The following is a 23,134-nucleotide window of genomic DNA, read 5'->3' on the forward strand; positions in this document are numbered from 1 at the left end:
GGAGCACCGCTGTGGGAATCAGTCGATCTTCGGCTTCCGCTGGACCCCCGAGTAGAACTCCTGCAGCATCGTCTGCAGTTCCGGGCGGTCGGTGAGGTGGATCGAGGCGACGTACCCGCTCAGTTGCGAGCCGCTGAAGACGCTGTCCCCGTCCTGCGGCCAGATCTTGTCGGCGAGGAATCGCAGGAGCTCCACGGACACCTCGTTGGTCGGCCGGTCACCGGCCCAGGAGTAGGGCACGTAGAGCACCGATTCCTGCGGGGTGGACTTGATGTCCAGCTTGTCCGTCTCGGTGGTGCCCACGATCGTGACTCGGCTGCTCACCGTCTGCATGAGCGTGTTCATCTGCTCCTGGAACGCCAGCACGAGCTGTGTGAGGAGATCCTTGTACGTGTCGCCCTGCGGCATCGGCGGCAGCCCCGCGAGCATGTCCGGGGTCAGCCCTCCTTTCAGGGCCACGCCGTGCAGATCGTAGGCGCGGACCCAGGCCCGCGTCACCCGTGAGGCCAGCAGAGCATGCGCCTGCTGGACCGTTCCCGCTCCATGCCGCAGCGCCGCGACCTTCTTCTCGTCGCTCGCGAGCTTTCCGTTCAGCAGATCGAGCACTACCTGCTCGTAGCTGGCGGCGTTGAGGAACGCCAGGCCCGGGGGGAGCAGGTAGTGCGCGTCCTTGTTCCGGTAGGCGAAGTCGACGGTGCTGTCGGCCGGCAGGGTGTGCGATGCCTCGTGGAACAGGGACGCGGCCGCCTCGAACCGATCCAGCAGCCCGTTGATCAGGTTGGTGCCGAGGTCGACGTGGGCGTGGTCGCCGGTGCCGTGCGCGAGCGCGCCCATCGTGGCCGGCAGAGCGGGGCCGTGCACGAGGCCCTTGCCCTTGTCGTCGGTCCGCGCGTACAACGCCTGGAGCTGGGTGAGGATCTGCCTGAAGCGCGGGACGGCCGCAGCGGCCTTGTCGCCGAAGCAGATCTGCAGGCTCTGCTGCGCCAGCGGCTCCTGCTTCTCGACGGCCACCACGACCTTGCTCTCGATCTGGTCGATGAGGCCACGCAGGTACTCGTCCCCGGCCAGCGGCGGCACCCACCCCATGAGCTTGTTCAGCGCGACGACCACCTTCGGCAGCCCCTTGGCACGTGCGACGAGCGCCTGGCCGCGCTGCGGATCCATGGCGGGCAGCGGCTTGTTGAGCTGTTCGAACTCCATCGTCGCGATGAGCCGCTCGTTGTCGTACCTCACCGCGATGTCACCTCCGAGCTTGGCGCCCTCGGCCTTCACCTTGGCCAGCGCCCCGGTGATGAGGCGGGCGTAGGCGGCCCACACGTAGTTCTTGTCCTTCTCGATGTCCGTGAGCATCACCGTGGTCGGAAACGGCAGCATCAGGCCCTCCCTTTTCGCCGCACCCCCAAGCACGGCTCGTCCAGGAAACCGTGTGGGAGGTGGGTGGTGGTCGGCGTCCGTCGTGGGCCCTTTGTCCCTGCGGCGCCGGACGCGTGCCCGCACATTTTGATCGAGTACGCGGGCGCGGGTTGTGTTCTGCGACACATTGTCCACATCCGGCCGCGCGTCCATGCGCCGATCCCGGCCCCTGGCCAGCCGGTCGGACGCGGCGGCCCGCCGATCGGCTCCGGCGGCATCGCGATCCCCGCTGCCTTGATCCCGCTCGTGTTGCATGTCCTGGTCGGCGGCCAGCCGAGACTGTCGCCACGCCGTCAGCAATTGCCGCAGGTCGGCACGGTCCTGCTGGTCGCGGGCGCGATCGGCTTGGGCCAGGCCCCGCTCGCCGGCCGGCAGCCGCATTTCCTGGGCGGCCTCCTCGCCCAGGCCGGTCAGGGCGCTCTGCCGCCCGGCGCCCGCCGGGTCACGCTGGTGCGCCGCCCGGTCGCGTTGCTGCGCCGCCCACAGCACGTCGTGCAGCCGCCGGTCGAGCTGGTCTTCATCCTGCCACCCGGGGCCGGCATCCCGGCCGTGCTCGGCCGCCGCGTGATCGCGTTTCCCGGCGACCTCATCACGCGCCCGGGCGGCGTCATCCCGACCCTCCGCCACGCGATCGCGCTCGCGGGCGCGGCCCGCCTACGACCTGAGCAACCCATGCGACGCCCGCCCCTTCTTGAGCGAGCAGAGCCCTACACGCTTCGTGCCGTCCGGGAACGCCACGCACGACGCGGGGAAGGTCACCAACGTTCACCACCTGACCGGCCCGTACCGCTCCCCGCGCAGCCCCCGGGCCACCGGCGATGAGGCCCTGGCCGCCCTGGCCCTGCTCGCCGAGCTGAGCGTCTGGCTGGCCGAGGTCGAGCCTGACCTGATCGCCGCTGCCCGGGAGGCCGGATCACAAGGTCACCACCGAGCGCAGCACCTCGCCGCGGTGCATCTTCGCGAACGCCTCCTCGACCTGGCCGAGCGCGATGGTCTCGGTGACGAACGTGTCGAGCGGCAGGCGGTTCTGCAGGAACAGGTCGATCAGCATCGGGAAGTCGCGCGAGGGCAGGCAGTCGCCGTACCAGGACGACTTGAGCGCGCCGCCACGGCCGAACACGTCCAGCAGCGGCAGGTCGATGCGCATCTCGGGGGTCGGCACGCCGACCAGGACGACGGTGCCGGCCAGGTCGCGGGCGTAGAAGGCCTGCTCGTACGTCTCCGGCCGCCCGACCGCCTCGATCACCACGTCGGCGCCGTTACCGTCGGTGAGGTCACGGATCGCCTCGACGGGATCCGCCGAGCGGGAGTTGACCGTGTGGGTGGCGCCGAACTCGCGGGCCCACTCCAGCTTGCGGTCGTCCACGTCCACCGCGATGACCTTGGCCGCGCCCGCCAGCGAGGCGCCCAGGACGGCGGCGTCACCGACGCCGCCGCAACCGATGACGGCCACGCTGGCGCCGCGCGTGACCCCGCCGGTGTTGACGGCCGCGCCGATGCCCGCCATCACGCCGCACCCCAGCAGCCCCGCGACCTGCGCAGGGGCCTCGGCGGAGACCTTCGTGCACTGCCCGGCGGCCACCAGCGTCTTCTCGGCGAACGCGCCGATGCCGAGCGCCGGCGACAGCTCGGTGCCGTCCTTGAGCGTCATCTTCTGCTTGGCGTTGTGGGTGTTGAAGCAGTACCAGGGACGGCCGCGCAGGCAGGCGCGGCACTGGCCGCAGACCGCGCGCCAGTTGAGGATGACGAAGTCGCCGGGCGCGACCTCGGTGACGCCCTCCCCGACCGCCTCCACCGTGCCCGCCGCCTCGTGTCCGAGCAGGAACGGGTAGCCGTCGCTGATCCCGCCCTCCCGGTAGTGCAGATCGGTGTGACAGACCCCGCAGGCCTGCACGTTCACCACCGCCTCGCCCGGACCCGGGTCCGGTACGAGGATGGTTTCGACGGACACCGGCTCGCCCTTGCCTCGGGCGATCACGGCTTGGACTTCGTAGGTCATCAGGTGTTCTTCTCCAGGTGTACGCGGACGGGGAGGGACTCCCACGCCCGCAGGGTGTTGTTGTGGTGACGCCGGGGCGTCCCGGCGAGTTCGAGGTGCTCGACGCGCCGGGACAGGGCGGTGAGCAGCGCTTCGGCCTCCAGGCGGGCGACGTGCTGGCCGACGCACTGGTGCAGGCCCATGCCGAAGCCGACGTGTCCGGAAGGGTCGCGGGTCAGGTCGAAGGTGTACGGGTCGTGCCAGCGGCGCGGGTCGTGGTTGGCCGCGCCGAGGAACATCAGGATCTTGTTGCCCTCGGGGATGACGGTGCCGCCGATCTCGACGTCGCGGTCGGCGGTGCGGAAGAAGGTCTGCACCGGGGACTGCCAGCGCACCGCCTCGTCGAAGGCCACCCGGGCCAGGGCGGGCTGCTCGCGCAGGCGCTGCCACTGGCCGGGGTGGGTGGCGAAGGCGTACAGTGCGGCGGCCAGGCCGTGCACGGTGGTGTCGACGCCGGCGGTGAGCAGCGAGCGGACGACGAGCGGCGCCTGTTCGTGGGTGAGGTCGCCGTGGTCGGCCGCTGCCCAGATCTGGGCGCCGAAGCCGCCCGGTGTCAGCGCCTCGCGCCGGCACTGGGCGTTGACCCAGGCCGACAGCTCGACCACTCGCGGCTGTCCCTTGGCCACCAGATCGTTGACGGGGCCGAAGGCGTTGAAGGCGTGGTCGCCGTAGGGCAGCAGGTTCTCGCGGCCGTCGGGCGGCAGGCCGACCGCGTCGGGGAACACGCGCAGCGGGAACGCCTGCGCGAGCGCGGGGACGGCGTCGAACTCCGGCTCGGCCAGCACCTTGTCCACCAGGTCCTCGGCCTCGGCGAACCAGCGTTCGCGCAGGCGGCGCAGCGCCCGCGGGCCGAGGATCTTGACCAGGACGGCACGCGGGGCGTCGTGGCGGGGCGGGTCGGCCTCCAGCAGCAGGCTGGGCGGGCGCCACGGCTTCTCCTTGCGGAAGTCGCTGAGCCCCACCCCCGCGCCCGAAGGGAAGGACTGCCAGTCGGTGAGAGCGGCGTGCACGTGCTCGTAGCGGGCCAGGCCGTAGACGTCGTAGCGGGTCAGGTGGACGACGGGCCCGGCCGCCAGCAGGGCGTGGTGCAGCGGCTCGGGGTCTTCCAGTGTTTCCGGGGCGAACGGGTCGGCGTCCAGGTCGAGCATGGGTGCTCCTTTCACAGGTCGAGGACGAGGCGGTCGGAGCGGGCGCGGGAGACACAGACGAACATGCAGTCGCCGGCCTCGCGTTCGGCGTCGTCGAGCAGCGCGTCGCGGTGGTCCGGCTCGCCTTCCAGCACGGTGGTCTCGCAGGTGCCGCAGAGCCCTTGACGGCAGGAGGACAGCACGTTCACGCCCGCGTCGTTGACGGCCTGGAGCACGGACCGGTCGGGGGTGACGGTCACGGTCGTACCGGTGCGGCGCAGCTCCACCTCGAACGGCTCATCGCGAGCGGGTGCGCCGAGGTCCTTGGCGGTGAAGCGTTCGGTGCGCAGCGCCCCGGCGGGCCAACCGGCGGCGCGCTGTTCCATGGCTTCCAGCAGCCCGGCCGGGCCGCAGCAGTACACCTTCGTTTCCGGCTCGAAGCCGGGCAGGTCAAGCAGGCCGCACTCGTCCTGCGGGACGAGCTCGACGCGAGAGCCGTAGCGGGCCAGCTCGTCGATGAACGCCATCGAGGCGCGCGTCCGCCCGCCGTAGAGCAGCCGCCAGTCGGCGCCGAGCGACTCCGCCTGATAGATCATGGGCAGCAGCGGGGTGATGCCGATGCCGCCCGCGACGAACAGGTACCGCTCGGACGGGGCCAGCGGGAAGTTGTTGCGCGGCCCGCCGATCGCCACCATGTCGCCCGCGGCCAGGTCGTCGTGGACGTAGGCGGAGCCGCCCCGTCCGTCCGGCTCGTACAGGACCCCGATGCGGTACGTGTGCGGATCCCACCGGTCACCGCACAGCGAGTACTGGCGGGTCAGGCCGCCCGGCAAGACCAGGTCGAGGTGCGCTCCGGGCGTCCAGTCCGGCAGCCGGCCCCCGTCCGGATGTTCCAGCGTCACGGCGACCACGCCGTCGGCGACCGGTGTCTTGGCGGCGACTCTCAGGTCCAGCCTGGGTTCTGTGATCATGCGTGCTCCTTGGCCACGTGCGCGGCGGTGGGGATGCGGAAGGCGTGCACGGCCAGCCCGCCGGCCACGAGCACGGCCGCGACCAGCAGGAACAGCTGGCCCGGCGCCCATCCGACATCCAGCAGCCAGCCGGCGGCCAGCGGGGAGACGATCGCGCCGATACGGCCGACCCCGATGCCCCAGCCCACGCCCGTGGCCCGGACCTCCACCGGATAGAGCGAGGGGGTCAGCGCGTACAGGCCGGCCACGCAGCCGTTGACGAACAGGCCGATCAGCGCGCCCAGCGCGAGCACCAGCGCGAGCTGCGAGGAGAGCGAGACGAAGCAGGCCAGCAGCGCCGCGGTGGCCAGGGTGTAGCCGAGCAGCACGCGCTGCAGCCGGAAGCGGGCGGCCAGCAGGCCCAGCAGAGCCGTGCCGAAGATGCCGCCGAGGTTCAGCAGCACTCCGCCGGTGATCCCCTGGGTGGCCGACATGCCGGCTTCGACCAGGAGCTTCGGCGTCCAGCTCGTGACGAAGTAGAAGGCGAACATGACGGCGAAGAACCCGGCCCAGATCAGCAGGGTGTTGCGGCGCTGTGCCGGGGACAGGATCCGCGCCAGGCGCGGCTTCGGCTTGCGGGCGGCGGGCTCCGGCTCGGGCAGAGAGGTCAGCGCGGGCAGCTTCATCGCGCCCAGCACGGTGTTGAGCCGGTCGAGCGCGCGGGGCGAGCGCTGAGTGAGCAGGAAGTCCAGCGATTCGGGCAGCCGCCACAGCACCGCGCCGAGCAGCAGGGCGGTGGCGACGCCACCGAAGACGAACACCGACCGCCAGCCGGAGGAGCTCTGCAGCGCGACCGCGACGATGTCGCCGACGGTGGCGCCGATGGCGTAGCCGGTGGAGTTGAGGCTGACGGCCAGGCCGCGCCAGCGGGCGTTGGCGTACTCGGCGGCGATGACGTTGCTGCTGGCCAGGATGCCGCCGATGCCGACACCTGTGAGCACCCGCAGCAGCCCGAGTTGCACGGGGTCCTGGGCGGCGGCCGACAGCAGCATTCCGCCCGCCGCGATGACCAGGCAGGCCAGGATCAACGCGCGCCGGCCGATCCGGTCGGCCAGCGGCGCCAGGAACAGCGAGCCGAGTGCCATGCCGACCAGGCCCGCGCTGAGCAGCAGGCCCAGCTGGGAGCCCGACAGGGACCACTCGGCGGACACGGCTGCGGAGGTGAAGGACATGACCAGGACGTCGAAGCCGTCCAGGACATTGAGCAGGACGCACACGGCGATCGCCGACCATTGCAGGCGCGTCATGGGGGAGTCATCGATGCGGGCACGCAGTTCCGGAGGATGAACAGACATCTAACCGGCCTTTCGGGGGGTGGTTAGCTGTCGATGATGAGCCGGTTACCTGCGCGTTTCCACGGCGGATCCATTCAATGGATAAGGTCACCCCACAAAGCGCCCTGACCAGTGATGATGTGACGCATGGCCAGGTCACCCAGCGGCGAGTCGGTCCTGACGCGCGCCGTGCGCATTCTCGAGGCGTTCAATCCCGCCGAGCCGGTGCTGACCGTCAGCCAGATCAGCCGCCGGGCCGCACTGCCGCTGGCCACCACGGTCCGGTTGGTGGACGAGCTGACCCGGCACGGGTTGCTGGCCCGCGACGAGCAGCGCCGGGTCCGGATCGGCAACCGGCTGTGGGAGCTGGCCCAGCGTGCCTCGCCGGTGCGCCGGCTGCGCGAGACGGCCATGCAGTTCATGGGCGACCTGCACCACGTGGTCGGCCACTCGGTGCAACTCGGCATCCTCGACGGCGAGGAGGTGCTGTTCGTCGAACGCCTGATCGCGCCCGGCGCGGTCGTCACCATCACCCAGATCGGCGGCCGCCTGCCGCTGCACGCCTCCTCCGGCGGCCTGGTCCTGCTCGCACATGCCCCCGCCGAGCTGCGCGAACAGGTGCTCCATCAGCCGCTGCAGGCGTACACGCCGCACACGATCACTGACGCCAAGGCACTGCGCGCGACGCTCGCCGAAGTGCGGCGCCACGGGTTCGCCTTCTGCCCCGGGCACATCCACCCCGACGCCACCGGCATCTCCGTCCCCATCCGGATGGCTGGGCACGTGGTCGCCGCCCTCGGCCTGGTGGTGCCCAACGACGAGCACGCCTGGCCCCTCGTCCGCCCGCTGCAACTCACCGGGCTGGCCCTCGAACGGGCCCTCGACGTGCCGCCGACACCGCCGGCGGAGACTTGAGGGACCCTCCGGCACTGCGACGATGGTCACGGCCAAGGCATTCGGGGACGCCTTCACCAACGCGAACCCATCCACCGGCGACATGACAGACGTGTTCTGGTACAGCTCTGGTCCGCTGCTGCAGGCCCTTGACCCGGACCCGGTGCTGGCCAACGTGCAGGCTCTCACCTATCACCGCTCGGAGTTCGCTGCCGCCTGCCCACGTGAATGTCGAACTCTCAGGTCAGACGTCCCGGACGCACACTCGGCGCGGACGGTCTTCACGATCCCTGTCCGGTAGATCGGGTTATTGGCCCTGGTGGTGCGGTTGGTCCTCTTGCGGAACGTGGGACGCGGCGTCGAGGGTGGCGGCCCAGCTGGCGAGCAGGCGCAAGGCGTCGTGGGAGGGGGTGTCGGGCGCCGCGGTGTAGACGGTCAGATTGAGGCCGGGGTCGGCGTGCAGGTCCATGGACTCGTAGTCGAGGACCAGGTCGCCGATGGCCGGGTGGTGGAAGGTCTTGGTGCCGGTGTGGTGCAGGCGGACGTTGTGCTGGGCCCAGCGGCTGCGGAAGTCGTCGCTGCGGGTGGACAGCTCGCCGATCAGATGCGTGAGATCGGCGTTGTACGGGTCACGGCCGCATTCGGTGCGCAGCAGGGCGACCGTGGTGTCGGCGGCGGCCTCCCAGTGGGGGTGAAAGTCGGGCCCGGCCGGGTCGAGGAACTGGAAGCGCGCGATGTTGGCCGGCTGAGGGCGTGCCGGGCTCTGACCGCCACCGGGGTCCGACATCTGGTAGACCGGCCAGTACATGGCGCGGCCGAGCCGGTTGGCGGCCACGATGTCCATCCGGCCGTTACGGATGATCGACGGAGCGTCCGTCATCGCGTCGAGCATGCGCTGCAGCCCGGGCCGGACCTTGTGGACGAGGCGACGGGGACGGGCGCGAGCGCCTGCGGCACGGGCCAGGTCGAACAGGTGGGAGCGTTCGGCGTCGTCGAGCTGGAGGGCTCGGGCGACGGCGTTCAGCACGTCCTCGGAGACGCCGCTGATGTGGCCCTTCTCCAGACGGGTGTACCAGTCGGTGCTCACCCCGGCCAGGACGGCGACCTCCTCGCGGCGTAGCCCTGGCACCCTGCGGCGCCCGCCGGGGGCGAGCCCGGCCTGCTGCGGGGTGATCCTGGCGCGTCGGCTGGCGAGGAAATCGCGGATCTCGTCTCGGTTGTCCACCTTCCCACTGTAGGAAGCGGCCGGATGCGGAAGGGGGTAGAGGTTGTCCCCCGATAAAGGCGACCTCCCGCGCGTGCCAGGAAGTCGGTTTGCTGGGCGTGGTGACGCGGAGTGATGGCGTGCGCCACGGCTCTTGAGATCAGCAGAAGGCCGGTCACACGAGCGTGTGCCCCGTTCGATCGGATGTCGTTCCCAGCGGCGGTCGCCGTCCAGGGAAAAGGCGGCCGGTCAGCCGGGGCAAAGGAACGCCCTCGGGGAGGCCATCTTCTCCTCGGGCGGGACCAGCTGACCTGTTCCCGGTAAGAGGGCGAGAAAGGGGAGGCGATGCGGATGTCGAGTGACAAGCCGTCCGGCGCCAAGGCCGTGTTCGGGGATTTCGCCCCGCAACTGGTGCGGCTGACCGATGACGTGCTGTTCGGGCAGGTGTGGCCGGATGAGGGCCTGTCGCGACGGGATCGGAGTCTGGTGACGGTGGCGGCGCTGGTGGCCCTGTACCGGGGCAACGAGCTGCCCTTCCATCTGAAGACGGCCATGGACAACGGGTTGAGCGTCGAGGAGCTGAAGCACGCGATCACCCACCTGGCCTTCTACGCCGGCTGGCCGAACGCGATGACCGCCATGACCCAGCTGAAGAAGATCGTCGAAGAGGGGAGCTGACGTGCAGCTGATCGAGCAGCCGCCCACCAGCAAGGCGCCGGCGGAGATGTTCACCGGGGACGTCTGGTGGGATGTGATCTACCGGGGTGTGGAGCCGTCGCGGGCGCGGGCGAACATGGTCCGGTTCGCGCCGTGCGCCCGCACCGCGTGGCACTCCCACGGGCTCGGCCAGACCCTGTTCATCGTGGAGGGCGTCGCGCTGATCCAGGCACGCGGCGGGCGGCTGATCGAGGCCCACCCGGGCGACATCGTGTACACCCCGCCGGGCGAGGAGCACTGGCACGGCGCCGCCCCCGACCGTTTCATGGTCCACCTGGCGCTGTGGGAGAGCGATGAGACCACCTGGCTGGAGCACGTCAGCGACGCCGAGTACGGCGCCGCGCGCTCCAGCACCCGCCGTTGAAACCTGATACTCGTGAAGGAGATCCGCTCATGCGCGGAGCAGTCCTGTACGCCCCGGCCGACGTGCGCGTCGAGGACCGCCCGGATCCGGCGATCATCGAGCCGACGGATGCGATCATCCGCCTGTCGGCGACGTGCATCTGCGGCTCGGACCTGTGGCCGTACCGGGGTGTGGAGAAGCTCGACGGGCCGGCCGTGATGGGGCACGAGTACGTCGGCGTCGTGGAGGAGATCGGCGACCAGGTCACCACGATCAAGCCGGGCCAGTTCGTGGTCGGCTCGTTCTGGGCTTCGGACAACACCTGCGAGATCTGCCGGGCGGGCTACCAGAGCGGGTGCGTGAACCGCGTGCTCATGGGCACGATCGGCACCCAGTCCCAGCTGGCGCGGGTTCCGCTCGCCGACGGCACCTTGGTCGCCACGCCCGGCATGCCGGACGCCGGCCTGGTGCCGAGCCTGCTGGCCGCCTCCGACGTGCTGGGCACCGGCTGGTTCGCCGCCGTCGCCGCCGCGGCGGGCCCCGGCAAGACCGTCGCGGTCGTCGGCGACGGCGCGGTCGGCCTGTGCGGCGTCCTGGCCGCCAAGCAGCTCGGCGCCGAGCGGATCATCGCGATGAGCCGGCACGCGCCGCGTCAGGAACTGGCCCGTCAGTTCGGCGCCACCGACATCGTCACCGAACGCGGCGACGACGGCGTCGCCCAGATCAAGGAGATGACGGGCGGACTCGGCGCCCATGGCGTCATCGAGGCGGTCGGCACCCAGGAGTCGATGCTGCAGGCCATCCGCTCCACCCGCGCCGGCGGCCACGTCGGCTACGTCGGCGTCGCGCACGACGTCGCGTTGCCCGGCGACGAACTGTTCTTCTCCCTGGTGCACCTGCACGGCGGCCCCGCGCCGGTACGCCAGTACCTGCCCGAGTTCATCGACCTGATCTACAGCGGCGCCATCGACCCCGGCAAGGTCTTCGACCTGACCCTGCCCCTGGACCAGGCGGCCGAGGGATACCGGGCCATGGACGAACGCCGCGCCATCAAGGTCCTCCTGCAGCCCTGAGCCGGAGCTCCCCTGGCGAACCTGAGGAGAAACGAGATATTCGTGTCTGACAAGCTCTCTGGCGAAGACCACCGCGACGGGCGCGCACCGGCCGGGGTGTCCCGGCGGGGCTTCCTGTCGGCGACCGCTGCCGGTGGCGTGGTCGCCGGCGTCCTGCCGCCCGCGCTCGCCGCCGAGCAGGCCGGCGCCTCGATCGCGCAGGCGGTGGCGCCCGGCGGTCACAGCAGCGCGCTGTCGGTGACGGTGAACGGGCGCCGCCACCAGGTGACCATCGACAACCGGACCTCGCTGCTGGACCTGCTGCGTGAGCGCCTGGCGTTGCCGGGCACGAAGAAGGGCTGCGACCAGGGGGCGTGCGGGGCGTGCACGGTGCTGTTGAACGGCCGCCGGGTCAACGCGTGCCTGACGCTGGCGGTGCGCTGCCAGGACGCCGAGGTCACCACGATCGAGGGCCTGGCCGCCGACGGCGGTGAGCTGCACCCGTTGCAGCAGGCGTTCATCGAGCAGGACGCCTTCCAGTGCGGCTACTGCACCCCGGGACAGATCGTGTCCGGCGTCGGCTGCATCCGCGAGGGACACACCGGCTCCCGGGAGGAGATCCGGGAGTGGATGAGCGGCAACCTGTGCCGCTGCGGCTGCTACGTCAAGATCGTCAACGCGGTCGCGCAGGCGGCCAGTGAACAGGGGAGCTGAGCGTGTACCCCTTCGCCTACACCAAACCCGCCGACACCCGCACCGCGCTCGCCGCCGGGGCGCGCGGCGGACGCTACCTCGCCGGCGGCACGACGCTGGTGGACCTGATGCGCGAGACGGTCGAACGCCCCGGCACCCTGGTCGACATCAGCGGCCTGCCCCTGGACGACATCCGGCTGACCGGCGACGGACTGCGGATCGGCGCGCTGGCCCGCATGGCCGACGTCGCCGCCCACCCCCGGGTGCGCTCCGCCTACCCGGTGATCAGCCAGGCGCTGGAGCTGAGCGCCTCGGCGCAGTTGCGCAACATGGCCACCATCGGCGGCAACCTCCTGCAACGCACCCGCTGCACCTACTTCCGCGACGTCAGCGCAGCCTGCAACAAGCGGCAGCGCGGCTCCGGCTGCGCCGCGCTGGAGGGCTACAACCGCTCCCACGCGATCCTCGGCACCTCGGACGCGTGCGTGGCCACCCACCCCTCCGACCTGGCCGTCGCCCTGGCGGCGCTGGACGCGCGCATGCACCTGCTGGGCCCGGACGGGGAACGTGCCCTGGCGCTGACCGCGTTCCTGCTGCGGCCGGGCGACACCCCCGACCGCGAGCACGACCTGCGGCCCGGCGAGCTGATCACCGCCGTGGAGATCCCGCCGCACCCGCAGCCGCTGCGCTCGGGCTACCTGAAGGTCCGCGACCGGCAGTCGTACGAGTTCGCGCTCACCTCCGCGGCCGTCGTGCTGCACATCACCGGCGGCGTCATCCGCGAGGCCCGGGTCGCGGCCGGCGGCGTCGGCACGGTGCCATGGCGGCTGACCGCCGTGGAGAAGCGCCTGGCCGGCGAGCGCCCGTCGGAGCGACTGTGGGAGCAGGCCGCCGCCCTCGCCGCCGGCGGCGCCCGCCCGCTGCGGCACAACGCCTTCAAGGCCGACCTGCTCAAACGCACCGTCGAACGTCAACTGCGCACCGTGGGAGGCACCCGATGACCCGGCCCGCGACGGGCACGCCACTGTCCCGCGTGGACGGCCGCCTCAAGGTCACCGGCCAGGCCACCTACGCCGCCGAACACCGCGCTGACGGCACGGTGCACGGCGTGATCGTCACCAGCACGGTGGGCAAGGGACGCATCACCGCGATCGACACCCGCCAGGCCGCCGCCCAGCCCGGCGTACTCACCGTCATCAGCCACCTGAACGCGCCCAAGCTGCCTTACCGCCCCTTCCGCGGCGTCACCGACCCGCCGCGCGGCGAGCACCTGCGGGTCTTCCAGGACGACCGGGTCCGCTTCTTCGGCCAGCCGGTCGCCGTCGCGGTGGCCGAAACCCTGGAGGCCGCCCAGCACGCCGCGAGCCTCGTCAAGGTCGCCTACGCCGCCGAACGTCCCGCGACCGACCTGTCCTCACCGGCCGGCGAGCCCAACGAGCCCGAGAACTACCAGCGGGGCGACGCCGATCAGGCGCTGCGGCAGGCGCACACCCGCATCGAGCAGACCTACCGGCTCCAGCGCGAGCACCACAACCCGATGGAGCCGCACGCCACCATCGCCCGCTGGGACGGCGACCGGCTGACGGTGTGGGACAAGACCCAGATGGTGCTCAACACCCGGGCCGCCCTCGCCTCCGTGTTCGGCATCCCCGAGGACGGGGTGCGCGTCATCTCGCCGTTCGTCGGCGGCGCGTTCGGCAGCGGCCTGCGCGCCTGGCCGCACGTGACCGTTGCGGCTCTGGCCGCCCGCCAGGTACGCCGCCCCGTCAAGGTCGTCCTCACCCGCGAGCAGATGTACTCCGGGACCGGGTTCCGCCCGGTCACCGAGTACAAGCTGACCATGGGCGCCGACCAGCGCGGCCGGCTCACCGCGGCCGTGCACGACATCCGCGCCGAGACCTCCACCTACGAGGACTACCGCGAGGCGCTGACCATCCTGGGCCAGATGACCTACACCACCCCGAACGTCCGCCAGACCTACCGGTCGATCCCGCTGGACATCAGCACCCCCACCTGGATGCGCGGCCCCGGCAACGCCACCGCCGCCTTCGCCATCGAATGCGCCATGGACGAGCTGGCCCACGAAGCCGGCATCGACCCGATCGAGCTGCGCCTGCGCAACGAACCCGAGCAGGATCCGGGCACCGGAGCCCCGTTCTCCACCCGTCGACTGCGCGAATGCTTCCGCGTCGGTGCCCGAACCATCGGCTGGGACGACCGCAACCCCAAGCCGCGTTCCACGCGTGACGGCGACTGGCTGATCGGCACCGGCGTCGCCGTGGCGGCCTACCACACCGGCCGCGCCCCGGCCCAAGCCCTGGCCAGGCTGACCGAGGACGGCACCGCGACCGTCCAGTCCGCGACCTCCGACATGGGGCCCGGCACCTACACCTCGATGACCCAGGTCGCCGCCGACGCCCTCGGCCTGCCCGTCTCCCGGGTGCGCTTCCAGCTCGGCGACTCCACCATGCCGCCGGCCCCGCCCCACGGCGGCTCCATGACCATGGCCAGCGTCGGCTCCGCCGTCGCCGACACCTGCGACAAGCTCCGCCGCCAAGCCACCGACCTCGCCATCGACGACCCGGGCTCACCCCTGCACGGGGCCTCCGCCGACGACGTCGTCGCCGACAACGGCCGCCTGCACCTGCGCGACGACCCCGGCCGCGGCGAGACCTACCAGCAACTGCTGGCCCGCATCGGCCGCCCTCACCTGGAGGCGCGCGGCGGCTACACCCCCGGCGACGAGGTGGAGCGCCTGTCCACCCACGCCTACGGCGCCGTGTTCGCCGAGATCGCCGTGGACGAGCGGCTCGGCCTGGTCCGCATCCGACGGGTACTCGGCGTCTACGACGCCGGCCGCATCATCAACCCCAAGCTCGCCCACAGCCAGGCCATCGGCGGCCTGGTCGGCGGCATCGGCATGGCCCTGCTGGAGCACACCGTCGCCGACCCCCGCGACGGCCGCCTCGTCAACGCCAACCTGGCTGACTACCTCGTCCCCACCAACGCCGACGTCCCCGACGTCAACGCCGTCTACCTGGACGGCGAGGACCGCCAAGCCGACCCCATCGGCGTCAAGGGCCTGGCCGAGGTCGTCATCGTCGGCGTGGCACCCGCGATCGCCAACGCCGTCTTCCACGCAACCGGCCGCCGCGTCCGCGACCTGCCCATCACCATCGAAGCCCTCTTGTGATGCACGCCGGGACATTCGCATCCACCAGGAGAATCCGCATGAATCCCACCTACGACTTCACCGGGCAGGTCGCCCTCGTCACCGGCGCCGGTTCCGGCATGGGGCTGGCCAGCGCCCGCGCCTTCGCCGGGTCCGGCGCCGCCGTCGCCGTCGCCGTCACCGACGTCAACGAGACGCCCTGAACGCGGCGGCGATGACGGCCTCTTCGCGTTGCTGCTGGGCGAGTTTCAGCGTGCTTGCGACGTCGGCGAGTTCGCCTCGCAGGCGTTCGGTCTCGTCGAGAGACGCAGCCTTGGCTTGGTGGCCTCCGTGTAGTCCCGGGGAATTTGATCGGATTTCGCTGACCTGCACTGATGTCGTTCCTCGGGACGGGAGGCCGCTGTTCGCTTACGGTGTGGGCCGGTTGAGGGTCTGGGCATAGCCGGCGCGCGGGTGGTGGCCGCCTGCAGGGACTCCAGGAAGCGCTCGACGGCGACCACGATCGGCCGGCGAGGTGGACGGAGCAGGAAAGGCCACGACGGACGCGGGCGCCCTCCTGGCAGGCGAAGTGACACATAACGTAGCCGAGTCGGCCGCGCGGGCCGAGCTGGGCGGATACAGCACAGCCTCTGTGACAGATGATGCAACTTCCCTGTCACATACGCCACGGCGCCGCGGATGTTCAGTCATCGTCGACCTGCTGATCCTCCTTGTTCGTGTCGGCGGCTGATTGAGCCTCGCGATCGAAGTCGTCCCGGGCACTGTCGCTGTCGGGATGCTTCCTGGCGGAGCCCGTTCATCGGCGGTCTTGCCGCCTCCGCGTCACTCTCGCTGACGGTGATCGCGTCAGGGCGACCGGCGAGGGTCGCCTTTCAGAGCAGGGCGTCGATGGTGATGGGGAGTTGGCGGATGCGGCGGCCGGTGGCGTGGAAGACGGCGTTGGCGATGGCGGGTGCCACGCCGACCAGGACGACCTCGCCGAGGCCTTTGACGCCGATGGGGTCGGCGGTGTTGTCGCGGCCGTCGAGGTAGATGGCTTTGAGCTGGGGGACGTCGGCGTTGACGGGGACGAGGTAGTCGGCCAGGTTGGCGTTGGTGATCCGGCCGTCGCGGGGGTCGGTGAGGGTGTGTTCGAGCAGGGCGGCGCTGATGCCGCCGACCATGCCGCCGATGGCCTGGCTGTCGGCGAGTTTGGGGCTGATGATGCGGCCGGCGTCGTAGACGGCGAGCATGCGCCGGATGCGGACCAGGCCGAGCCGCCGGTCGACGGCGACCTCGGCGAAGACGGCGCCGTAGGCGTACATGGAGGCCTGCGGGCGGGCGGGGGTGTAGGCGCCGTCGGATTCGAGGTGGGTGCGGTTGTTGCGGGTCAGCAGCTGCTGGTACGTCTCGCCGCGTGCGGGGTTGTTCTTGAGCTGGAGCCGGCCGTCGCGGACGACGACGTCCTCGGGGGCGGCGCCGTGCAGTGGAGATTCCTCGTCTTCGATGGCGAGCTGGATGGCCTGCTGGCGCAGCTTGTCGCAGCCGTCCTGGACGGTGGATCCGATGCTGGCCATGGTGAGGGAGCCGCCGTGGACGGGGGCGGGCGGCAGGATGGTGTCGCCGAGCCGGAAGGTGACCGCGCGGACGGCCAGGCCGAGGGCGTCGGCGGCGATCTGGGTCATGGAGGTGTAGGTGCCGGGGCCCATGTCGCTGGTGGCCGATTCGACCAGGGCGGTGCCGTCGGCGTTCAGCCGGGCCCGGGCCTGGGCCGGGGCGCGGAGAGTGTCGTAGACGGCGGAGGCCACGCCGGTGCCGATCAGCCAGTCGCCGTCGCGGGTCTGGCCGGGCTCGGGGTTGCGGCGGCTCCAGCCGAATTCGCGGGCGCCGGTGGTCAGGCATTCGCGAAGCCGGCGGGTGGAGAACGGCAGGCCGCTGGCCTGGTCGGTGTCGGGTTCGTTGCGCAGGCGAAGCTCGACGGGGTCGATGCCGAGTTCGTGGGCGAGTTCGTCGATGGCGCTTTCGAGGGGGAAGGCGGCGGTGGAGTAGCCGGGGCCGCGCATCGGGGTGGGCGTGTTCACGTCCAGTGGCACGGTGCGGTAGGTCTGGCTGACGTTGGGGGTGGTGTAGAGCATCTGACCGGGCGACATGACGCCGCGTTCGCTGAACCGCTCGTAGCGTGAGGTCTCTGAGCGCAGGTCGTGGGTCATCGCGGTCAGCCGACCGTCACGGTCGCTGCCCACGCGCAGCCTGTACTCACAAGCGGGACGGAACCCGACCCCGGAGTAGAGCTGCCTACGCGTCAGCGCGAGCTTGACCGGGCGGCCTACCTCGCGGGCGGCCAAGGCGGCGATCACGGTGTGAGGCCAGCAGCGGGCGGCGTTGCCGAACGCGCCGCCGACGAACGGCGAGATGACGCGCACGTCGGTGGCGGGGATGCCGAACACGGCGGCGAGCTCGTCGCGGGTGCTCTGCACCCACTGGGTCTTCTCCCACACGGTAACCCGGGCGCCGGTCCAGCGGGCGACGGTGGCGTGCAACTCCATCGCGTTGTGGTGGGTGCGCGAGAGCCGGTAGGTCATCTCCAGCTGTACGGGCGCGGCGTTGAACGCTGCCTCGGCGTCGCCGCGTGTGTAGGCGGCGGGCGGCTCGTTGGGCGGGGCGCCGGTCAGGTCGGTGACCGGCTGCTGGGCGTCGTAGTCGATCCTCACCAGGCTGGCGGCGTGCTGGGCGGCTTCCAGGGTGGTGGCGACCACGACAGCGACGGGCTGGCCGTGGAAGCGGACCTGATCGTCCTGGAAGACGTGCAGGCGTTCGCCCGGGAGGTTGAGCGAGCCGGGGTTCGGCCGGTACGGCAGCGTGGGGGCGTTGCGGTGGCTGAGCACCTTCAGCACGCCGCTTTGGGCTTCGGCGGCGCTGGTGTCGAGGGCCGTAATACGGCCGCGGCCGACACTGCTGGTGACGACGACGGCGTGCAGGATCCCGTCGATGCCGTGTCCGGCGCCGTGGTCGGCGGCGTAGGTGGCCTGCCCGGTCACCTTCAGCCGGCCGTCCACGCGCGACAACGGCGCGCCGACGGCTTCCTGCGGCTGCGGGCTCATGCGGTTCCTCCCACGATGCGGAGCTGGCGTTCGACGGTGCGCTTGAGCAGTTCGACCTTGAACCGGTTGTGGGCGAGCGGGCGGGCGCCGTCGGCGGCGAGCGCGGCGGCAGCGGTCCACAGCGCGTCGGAGGGGCGCTCGCCGATGAGGTGCCGCTCCACGGCGGGCAGCTTCCACGGCACCGTGCCCACACCGCCGGCGGCCACCTTCGCCTCGCGGATCGCCCCTGCGCGCAGGTGCAGGGCGACGGCGGCGGAGGTGAGCGCGAACTCATACGACTGCCGGTCACGGACTTTGAGGTAGCCGGACTTCAGCGGGCGGGGGTGGGGCGGGATCTCCACGGCGGTGATGAGCTCGCCGGGGCGCAGGTCATGTTCGCGGTCCGGCGTGCTGCCGGGCTGGAGCAGGAAGTCGGCGAGGGGCACGCTGCGTTCGCCGTCCGGGCCGAGCAGGTGCACGGTGGCCTCCAGCGCGGCGAAGGCGACGGCGACGTCGGAGGGGTGGGTGGCCACGCACGCGTCGGAGGTGCCGAGGATGGCGTGGCTGCGGTTGATGCCCTCAAGGGCCGCGCATCCGGTGCCCGGCCGGCGCTTGTTGCAGGCGGCGGTGACGTCGCGGAAGTAGGTGCAGCGGGTGCGCTGCATGATGTTGCCGCCGATGGTGGCCATGTTGCGCAGCTGGGCGGACGCGCTCAGCTCCAGGGCCTGGGAGATGACCGGGTAGCGGGTACGCACCTGGGGGTGGGCGGCGGTGTCGGCCATCCGGGCCAGGGCGCCGATGCGCAGCGCCCCGCGTGCGGTGACGGTGATCTCGTCCAGGGGCAGGGCGGCGATGTCGACCAGGGCTTCGGGACGTTCGACGGTCTCGCGCATCAGGTCGACGAGCGTCGTGCCGCCGGCGATGTAGCGTCCGCCGCGCCGGCCCGCGTCGAGCGCCTCACGGGTGGTGGCGGGCTTGGTGAAGGTGAAGGGGTACATGGCCGCTCACTTCCGGCCCGCGGCCTGCTGGACCGCGCGCACGATCTTGGTGTAGCAGCCGCAGCGGCAGATGTTGCCGCTCATCCACTCCCGGATCTCCGCATCGGAGCCGGTGCGGCCCTCCTTGATGCAGCCGGCGCCGGACATGATCTGGCCCGGGGTGCAGTAGCCGCACTGGAAGGCGTCCTGGTCGATGAACGCCTGCTGCAGCGGGTGCAGCCGGTCGCCGTCCGCCAGACCCTCGATGGTGGTGACCTTCGCGCCGTCCAGCCGTACGGCCAGGGTGAGGCAGGCGTTGACCCGCCGCCCGTCGACCAGGACGGTGCACGCCCCGCAGGCGCCGGCGTCGCAGCCCTTCTTGGTGCCGGGCAAGCCGAGGTGCTCGCGCAGCAGGTCCAGCAGCGACGTGCGGTTGTCGACCATCGTGGTGTGCCGGTCGCCGTTGACCGACAGCGTCACTCTGCTGGTAGGCGGCGTCTCGGCGGCCGCGCCGGGCGTGTGCGTGGCGGCTGCGGCGGGCGTCGTGGCCAGACCTGCGGTCGCGGCGACGCCACCGGCAGCGGTGCTGGTCGCGATGAACGTGCGCCGTGACAGGGCGGTCGCGGATCCCTCGTCGGGGGCGACGGTCGGCGCGGGGAGTTCGGTAGACACGGCCACTCTCTCGTTGCGGTGGAGGGGGGTCAGTGGTCGTGCGCGGGCTAGGCCGAAGCTGGGGCGATGGCGCGGACAGTGGGTGTGGCGGAAGCCTCACCGTTGATGAATTCATGGGGCGGGGGCTTGTGCAAGGCGCGGCTTGACACCGTGGCCGGGACGGTGGCCAACCGCACCGTCAGATTGGCGGCTCAGCCGCTCTCGTGGCAGGGCGTGCTGTGCAGGGGAGCGGCATTCAGGGGAATGGCACAGCCCCCTCACGTTTTCCGGAGTCGAGGACGCGAGTCAGGACCGGGCGCGATGCTGCCTTTCAGCCTTGGCGGAGGTCTCGGGCGCGGTCAGGTCGAGCAGCAGCATCGCGTCGTAGTCGGGGGTGCCGGGCTCGGCGACGTAGACGCCCAGGCGCTGGCCAGGGGTGCCGTCCAGGTTCATGGATTGGGCGCTGAGGGTGATGGTGCCCACGTGCGGGTGGTGGAAGGTCTTGTGGACGGGTTTGCGGCCGGTCACGTCATAGCGTTCCCAGAGCTTGGCGAAGTCGGGGCTCTTCAGGAGCAGTTCGCCGACGATGCCAGACAGATCGGGCGCGTCCGGAGCAGTGCCGGCCTGGGCGCGAAGCCGGGCGACGCAACCGCGGATCTGCTGGCCCCAGTCGGGGAACAACTCGCGTGCGGCCGGGTGCAGGAACAGGTAGCGGGCGAGGTTGCGCTGCTTGAGCGGCCAGTCGTCCAGTCCCGCGTACAGGGCGAGCCCGCCGGGATTACACGCGAGGAAGTCCCAGCTGCGGCTGATGATGTAGGCAGGGGCGGGGCGCAAGGTCTGCAGGAGCAGCTTCAGGTGGGGACGTACGGTGCGGCTGGGTGGCGGCGGCGGCTCGGCGGCGTAGTGAGCGGCGCGGGCGGCCAGCTCGCGCAGGTGCTGATGCTCCTCGTCGTCGAGCTGGAGGGCGCGCGCGAGCGCGTCGATCACCGAAGGGCTGGGCCGGGTCTCCTTGCCACGCTCGAGACGGACGTAGTAGTCGATGCTGATGCCCGACAGGGTGGCCAGCTCTTCCCGGCGCAGCCCCGGGGTCCGGCGTAGCCCGGTGCCAGTGGACAGGCCCACCTGCTCGGGGCTGGTCTGGGTACGGCGGGCGCGCAGGAACCGGCCCAGCTCGGTATCGCTGCTGCTGGTGGTGCGCTGAGGTGCCATGCCTTCAGTCTCACACCACGCCGGCGTGCTCGGTGGCCAGGTGGGGGGCCGTGTCATTACCCCGAACGCCGCTCCCCGGCAGGACCCGGCCTGGCACCAGGAGCTGGCAAGACGCGAAGGTGAATGCCGGGGAAAACCCCACGTGTCCGCTTCTGGGTGGTGTCGCCGGCTGCCCTGCCACCCCACCCCGGACGCCCACGAAGGGCGCATGAAATATTACTTTTAGTAATATTGGATTGGAGAACCTGATGAAGCACATCATGCTGGGCGGTCTGGAGGTCTCCCGCATCGGCCTGGGCGCGATGGGCATGTCCCACGGTTACACCGGCGCCGGCACCGACGACGCCGAGTCCATCCGCACGATTCATCGGGCCTTGGAACTGGGCGTCACGCTGATCGACACCGCTGAGATCTATGGCCCCTACACCAACGAGGAACTCCTCGGCCGAGCCTTGAAGGGCCGCCGCGACCAGGTCGTGCTCGCCACCAAGTTCGGCCTGGTCTCTCATGTCGGCGATGGCCCCTGGAATCTCGACAGCAGTCCCGCCAACATCCGCACCGCCGTCGAGGGTTCGCTCCAGCGGCTGGGCACCGACCACATCGACCTGTACTACCAGCACCGTGTCGACCCCAACGTGCCGATCGAGGACACCATCGGCGCGGTCGCCGACCTCGTCCAGCAGGGCAAGGTCCGTCACATCGGCCTGTCCGAGGCCGGCCCGGAGACCATCCGCCGCGCTCACGCCGCACACCCGGTCACCGCCGTGCAGTCGGAGTACTCGCTGTGGACCCGCGGCCTGGAGAAGCGGGTGCTGCCGCTGCTGCGCGAGCTGGGCATCGGGCTGGTGCCGTTCTCGCCGCTGGGGCGTGGCTTCCTGACCGGGAAGATCCGCTCCGCCGACGGCTTCGCCGAGGATGACTTCCGCCACGGTAACCCGCGCTTTTCCGGTGAGAACTTCCAGCGCAACCTGCGCATCGTCGACGAGGTCGAAGCCGTCGCCGCCGCGGCGGGCGCCACGCCGGGCCAGGTTGCGCTGGCTTGGCTGCTGGCCCAGGGCGACGACATCGCCCCCATCCCCGGCACCAAGCGCGTCAGCCGGGTGGAGGAGAACACCGCCGCCGACGGCATCCAGCTGACCACACGGCAGATCGACCAGCTCTCCAGCCTCCCGCCGGCCGCGGGTGACACTCACCCCGAATCCGGCCTGCGGATGATGGAGCGCTGACCCCACCGGTATTGAGGAGTACCTCATGCGTGCAGCCGTCATGTACGGCGCCGGCGACGTCCGCGTCGAAGACCGGCCCGATCCGAAGATCCAGCAACCCGCCGACGCGATCGTCCGCGTCGTGTTGTCCTGTGTGTGCGGCAGCGACCTGTGGCCATATGCGTCCATGCCCGCCACCGGCACCGGCCGCCCGATGGGACACGAGTTCCTCGGCGTCGTCGAGGACACCGGCGCCGACGTCGCGACCCTCAAGGCGGGTGACCTGGTCGTCACGCCGTTCACCTACTGCGACAACGCCTGCGACTTCTGCCGCAAGAACCTGCACTCCTCCTGCCGCCACGGCGGCCGCTACGGCCTGGACGGCGTCGACGGCGGGCAGGGCGAAGCCGTCCGCGTCCCGCTGGCCGACGGGACCTTGGTCAAGCTGCCCGTGAAGGAGACCTCGCCGCTGCTTCCGTCCTTGCTGACCCTGTCGGACGTGCTGTGCACCGGCCACCACGGCGCCGTCACCGCCGGGGTGCGCCGCGGTGACCGGGTCGTGGTCATCGGCGATGGCGCGGTCGGCCTGTCCGCCGTGATCGCCGCCAAGCGCCTGGGCGCCGAGCAGATCGTCCTCATGGGACGCCACACCGACCGGACCGACCTGGGCCGCGACTTCGGCGCCACCGACGTTGTCGCCGAACGCGGCGAGCAAGCCGCGGCCACGGTGCGCGAGCTGACCGGCGGCGACGGCGCCGACCGCGTCATCGAAGCCGTCGGCACCCCGCAGAGCCTGCAGACCGCCCTGGGCGCCGTCATCGACGGCGGCACGATCAGCCGCCTGGGCGTGCCGCAGTACGAGCAGGGCCCGCTCGGCTTCGACCTGATCATGCGCAACATCACCCTGACCGGCGGAGCCGCCCCGGCCCGCGCCTACATCGAAGAGCTCATGCCCGACATCCTGAACGGCGCCATCGAGCCGGGCCGCGTCTTCGACCGCACGATCGGTCTCCAGGAGGTCCCCGACGCCTACCGTGCCATGGCCGAACGCCGTGCGCTCAAGGTCCTCATCCGCCCCTGAGCAAGGCGCCAACGC

21 protein-coding genes are annotated in these 23,134 nt (G+C 71.2%); 11 read left to right on the forward strand and 10 right to left on the reverse strand.

Features of this window, described 5'->3' with window-relative positions; genetic code table 11:
* Nucleotides 1-18: 18 nt before the first annotated feature.
* A complete protein-coding gene (locus FXF51_RS26280; protein WP_148437334.1) occupies nucleotides 19-1,374 on the reverse strand; it encodes a hypothetical protein in 1,356 nt (451 codons plus the stop codon).
* Between the two features lie 63 nt (nucleotides 1,375-1,437).
* On the opposite strand from FXF51_RS26280, the gene FXF51_RS26285 reads away from it, so the two are divergent.
* On the forward strand, nucleotides 1,438-2,235 hold the full coding sequence (locus tag FXF51_RS26285) for a hypothetical protein (protein WP_148437335.1): 798 nt from the start codon (nucleotides 1,438-1,440) through the stop codon (nucleotides 2,233-2,235).
* A gap of 91 nt (nucleotides 2,236-2,326) precedes the next feature.
* Here FXF51_RS26285 and FXF51_RS26290 read toward each other — a convergent pair whose 3' ends face one another.
* The 4 genes from FXF51_RS26290 to FXF51_RS26305 are packed head-to-tail and all read right to left on the reverse strand — an operon-like array spanning nucleotide 2,327 to nucleotide 6,835.
* The gene (locus tag FXF51_RS26290) at nucleotides 2,327-3,412 is read right to left on the reverse strand and encodes an S-(hydroxymethyl)mycothiol dehydrogenase (RefSeq protein ID WP_148437336.1); all 1,086 of its coding nucleotides are present in this window, start codon (nucleotides 3,410-3,412) and stop codon (nucleotides 2,327-2,329) included.
* Nucleotides 3,412-4,599 (reverse strand): cytochrome P450, encoded by a 1,188-nt coding sequence (locus tag FXF51_RS26295; RefSeq protein WP_148437337.1) that lies wholly within the window; start codon nucleotides 4,597-4,599, stop codon nucleotides 3,412-3,414. Before FXF51_RS26295 ends, FXF51_RS26290 begins: the two co-directional genes overlap by 1 nt.
* An 11-nt stretch (nucleotides 4,600-4,610) precedes the next feature.
* Nucleotides 4,611-5,549: a PDR/VanB family oxidoreductase gene (locus FXF51_RS26300; RefSeq protein ID WP_148437338.1), complete on the reverse strand. Its 939-nt coding sequence runs from the start codon at nucleotides 5,547-5,549 to the stop codon at nucleotides 4,611-4,613.
* Nucleotides 5,546-6,835 carry an MFS transporter gene (locus tag FXF51_RS26305; protein WP_262379846.1) on the reverse strand — a complete coding sequence of 430 codons (1,290 nt, stop codon included), beginning with the start codon at nucleotides 6,833-6,835 and terminating at the stop codon, nucleotides 5,546-5,548. Before FXF51_RS26305 ends, FXF51_RS26300 begins: the two co-directional genes overlap by 4 nt.
* 174 nt (nucleotides 6,836-7,009) lie before the next feature.
* On the opposite strand from FXF51_RS26305, the gene FXF51_RS26310 reads away from it, so the two are divergent.
* Nucleotides 7,010-7,777: an IclR family transcriptional regulator gene (locus FXF51_RS26310; protein ID WP_148437340.1), complete on the forward strand. Its 768-nt coding sequence runs from the start codon at nucleotides 7,010-7,012 to the stop codon at nucleotides 7,775-7,777.
* Nucleotides 7,778-8,063: 286 nt separating this feature from the next.
* Here the strand turns inward: FXF51_RS26310 and FXF51_RS26315 are convergent, their stop codons facing one another.
* A complete protein-coding gene (locus FXF51_RS26315; RefSeq protein ID WP_148437341.1) occupies nucleotides 8,064-8,981 on the reverse strand; it encodes a helix-turn-helix transcriptional regulator in 918 nt (305 codons plus the stop codon).
* Nucleotides 8,982-9,305: 324 nt separating this feature from the next.
* Between FXF51_RS26315 and FXF51_RS26320 the strand changes: the two genes are divergently transcribed.
* The 7 genes from FXF51_RS26320 to FXF51_RS26350 are packed head-to-tail and all read left to right on the forward strand — an operon-like array spanning nucleotide 9,306 to nucleotide 15,140.
* Complete coding sequence (locus tag FXF51_RS26320; RefSeq protein ID WP_262379847.1) at nucleotides 9,306-9,638, forward strand: carboxymuconolactone decarboxylase family protein; 333 nt, start codon at nucleotides 9,306-9,308, stop codon at nucleotides 9,636-9,638.
* A 1-nt stretch (nucleotide 9,639) separates the two neighbouring features.
* Nucleotides 9,640-10,041 carry a cupin domain-containing protein gene (locus FXF51_RS26325; protein ID WP_148437342.1) on the forward strand — a complete coding sequence of 134 codons (402 nt, stop codon included), beginning with the start codon at nucleotides 9,640-9,642 and terminating at the stop codon, nucleotides 10,039-10,041.
* A 29-nt stretch (nucleotides 10,042-10,070) separates the two neighbouring features.
* Nucleotides 10,071-11,093, forward strand: coding sequence for a zinc-dependent alcohol dehydrogenase family protein (locus FXF51_RS26330; protein ID WP_148437343.1), 1,023 nt, complete (start codon nucleotides 10,071-10,073; stop codon nucleotides 11,091-11,093).
* A gap of 42 nt (nucleotides 11,094-11,135) precedes the next feature.
* Nucleotides 11,136-11,786, forward strand: coding sequence for a (2Fe-2S)-binding protein (locus tag FXF51_RS26335; protein WP_148437344.1), 651 nt, complete (start codon nucleotides 11,136-11,138; stop codon nucleotides 11,784-11,786).
* A 2-nt stretch (nucleotides 11,787-11,788) separates the two neighbouring features.
* On the forward strand, nucleotides 11,789-12,766 hold the full coding sequence (locus FXF51_RS26340; RefSeq protein WP_148437345.1) for an FAD binding domain-containing protein: 978 nt from the start codon (nucleotides 11,789-11,791) through the stop codon (nucleotides 12,764-12,766).
* The gene (locus tag FXF51_RS26345; protein WP_148437346.1) at nucleotides 12,763-14,958 is read left to right on the forward strand and encodes a xanthine dehydrogenase family protein molybdopterin-binding subunit; all 2,196 of its coding nucleotides are present in this window, start codon (nucleotides 12,763-12,765) and stop codon (nucleotides 14,956-14,958) included. The genes FXF51_RS26340 and FXF51_RS26345 overlap by 4 nt, the downstream gene beginning before the upstream one ends.
* Before the next feature lie 38 nt (nucleotides 14,959-14,996).
* Nucleotides 14,997-15,140 (forward strand): hypothetical protein, encoded by a 144-nt coding sequence (locus FXF51_RS26350; RefSeq protein ID WP_222871468.1) that lies wholly within the window; start codon nucleotides 14,997-14,999, stop codon nucleotides 15,138-15,140.
* A 669-nt stretch (nucleotides 15,141-15,809) separates the two neighbouring features.
* On the opposite strand, the gene FXF51_RS26355 is transcribed toward FXF51_RS26350, so the two are convergent.
* The 4 genes from FXF51_RS26355 to FXF51_RS26370 form a co-directional block, all read right to left on the reverse strand.
* Complete coding sequence (locus tag FXF51_RS26355) at nucleotides 15,810-18,017, reverse strand: xanthine dehydrogenase family protein molybdopterin-binding subunit (RefSeq protein WP_148437347.1); 2,208 nt, start codon at nucleotides 18,015-18,017, stop codon at nucleotides 15,810-15,812.
* Nucleotides 18,014-18,994: an FAD binding domain-containing protein gene (locus FXF51_RS26360; protein ID WP_148437348.1), complete on the reverse strand. Its 981-nt coding sequence runs from the start codon at nucleotides 18,992-18,994 to the stop codon at nucleotides 18,014-18,016. The genes FXF51_RS26355 and FXF51_RS26360 overlap by 4 nt, the downstream gene beginning before the upstream one ends.
* A gap of 6 nt (nucleotides 18,995-19,000) precedes the next feature.
* A complete protein-coding gene (locus FXF51_RS62010) occupies nucleotides 19,001-19,417 on the reverse strand; it encodes a (2Fe-2S)-binding protein (RefSeq protein ID WP_222871483.1) in 417 nt (138 codons plus the stop codon).
* Nucleotides 19,418-19,930: 513 nt separating this feature from the next.
* Nucleotides 19,931-20,833, reverse strand: a complete 903-nt coding sequence (locus FXF51_RS26370) for a helix-turn-helix transcriptional regulator (protein WP_148437349.1) — start codon at nucleotides 20,831-20,833, stop codon at nucleotides 19,931-19,933.
* A gap of 248 nt (nucleotides 20,834-21,081) precedes the next feature.
* On the opposite strand from FXF51_RS26370, the gene FXF51_RS26375 reads away from it, so the two are divergent.
* Both FXF51_RS26375 and FXF51_RS26380 read left to right on the forward strand, forming a co-directional pair.
* Nucleotides 21,082-22,059: an aldo/keto reductase gene (locus FXF51_RS26375; protein ID WP_148437350.1), complete on the forward strand. Its 978-nt coding sequence runs from the start codon at nucleotides 21,082-21,084 to the stop codon at nucleotides 22,057-22,059.
* Between the two features lie 25 nt (nucleotides 22,060-22,084).
* Nucleotides 22,085-23,119, forward strand: a complete 1,035-nt coding sequence (locus FXF51_RS26380) for a zinc-binding dehydrogenase (RefSeq protein WP_187414577.1) — start codon at nucleotides 22,085-22,087, stop codon at nucleotides 23,117-23,119.
* Nucleotides 23,120-23,134 lie beyond the last annotated feature (15 nt).

This window comes from Nonomuraea sp. PA05, from assembly GCF_008086045.1.
Lineage (GTDB): Bacteria > Actinomycetota > Actinomycetes > Streptosporangiales > Streptosporangiaceae > Nonomuraea > Nonomuraea monospora.

Excerpts from the sequence above, each read along its gene's own strand:
- FXF51_RS26280 (WP_148437334.1), bottom strand. The coding sequence starts at position 1,374 with ATGCTGCCGTTTCCGACCACGGTGATGCTCACGGACATCGAGAAGGAC.
- FXF51_RS26290 (WP_148437336.1), bottom strand. The coding sequence starts at position 3,412 with ATGACCTACGAAGTCCAAGCCGTGATCGCCCGAGGCAAGGGCGAGCCG.
- FXF51_RS26295 (WP_148437337.1), bottom strand. The coding sequence starts at position 4,599 with ATGCTCGACCTGGACGCCGACCCGTTCGCCCCGGAAACACTGGAAGAC.
- FXF51_RS26300 (WP_148437338.1), bottom strand. The coding sequence starts at position 5,549 with ATGATCACAGAACCCAGGCTGGACCTGAGAGTCGCCGCCAAGACACCG.
- FXF51_RS26305 (WP_262379846.1), bottom strand. The coding sequence starts at position 6,835 with ATGACGCGCCTGCAATGGTCGGCGATCGCCGTGTGCGTCCTGCTCAAT.
- FXF51_RS26310 (WP_148437340.1), top strand. The coding sequence starts at position 7,010 with ATGGCCAGGTCACCCAGCGGCGAGTCGGTCCTGACGCGCGCCGTGCGC.
- FXF51_RS26320 (WP_262379847.1), top strand. The coding sequence starts at position 9,306 with ATGCGGATGTCGAGTGACAAGCCGTCCGGCGCCAAGGCCGTGTTCGGG.
- FXF51_RS26330 (WP_148437343.1), top strand. The coding sequence starts at position 10,071 with ATGCGCGGAGCAGTCCTGTACGCCCCGGCCGACGTGCGCGTCGAGGAC.
- FXF51_RS26345 (WP_148437346.1), top strand. The coding sequence starts at position 12,763 with ATGACCCGGCCCGCGACGGGCACGCCACTGTCCCGCGTGGACGGCCGC.
- FXF51_RS26350 (WP_222871468.1), top strand. The coding sequence starts at position 14,997 with ATGAATCCCACCTACGACTTCACCGGGCAGGTCGCCCTCGTCACCGGC.
- FXF51_RS26355 (WP_148437347.1), bottom strand. The coding sequence starts at position 18,017 with ATGAGCCCGCAGCCGCAGGAAGCCGTCGGCGCGCCGTTGTCGCGCGTG.
- FXF51_RS26360 (WP_148437348.1), bottom strand. The coding sequence starts at position 18,994 with ATGTACCCCTTCACCTTCACCAAGCCCGCCACCACCCGTGAGGCGCTC.
- FXF51_RS62010 (WP_222871483.1), bottom strand. The coding sequence starts at position 19,417 with ATGGTCGACAACCGCACGTCGCTGCTGGACCTGCTGCGCGAGCACCTC.
- FXF51_RS26370 (WP_148437349.1), bottom strand. The coding sequence starts at position 20,833 with ATGGCACCTCAGCGCACCACCAGCAGCAGCGATACCGAGCTGGGCCGG.
- FXF51_RS26375 (WP_148437350.1), top strand. The coding sequence starts at position 21,082 with ATGAAGCACATCATGCTGGGCGGTCTGGAGGTCTCCCGCATCGGCCTG.
- FXF51_RS26380 (WP_187414577.1), top strand. The coding sequence starts at position 22,085 with ATGCGTGCAGCCGTCATGTACGGCGCCGGCGACGTCCGCGTCGAAGAC.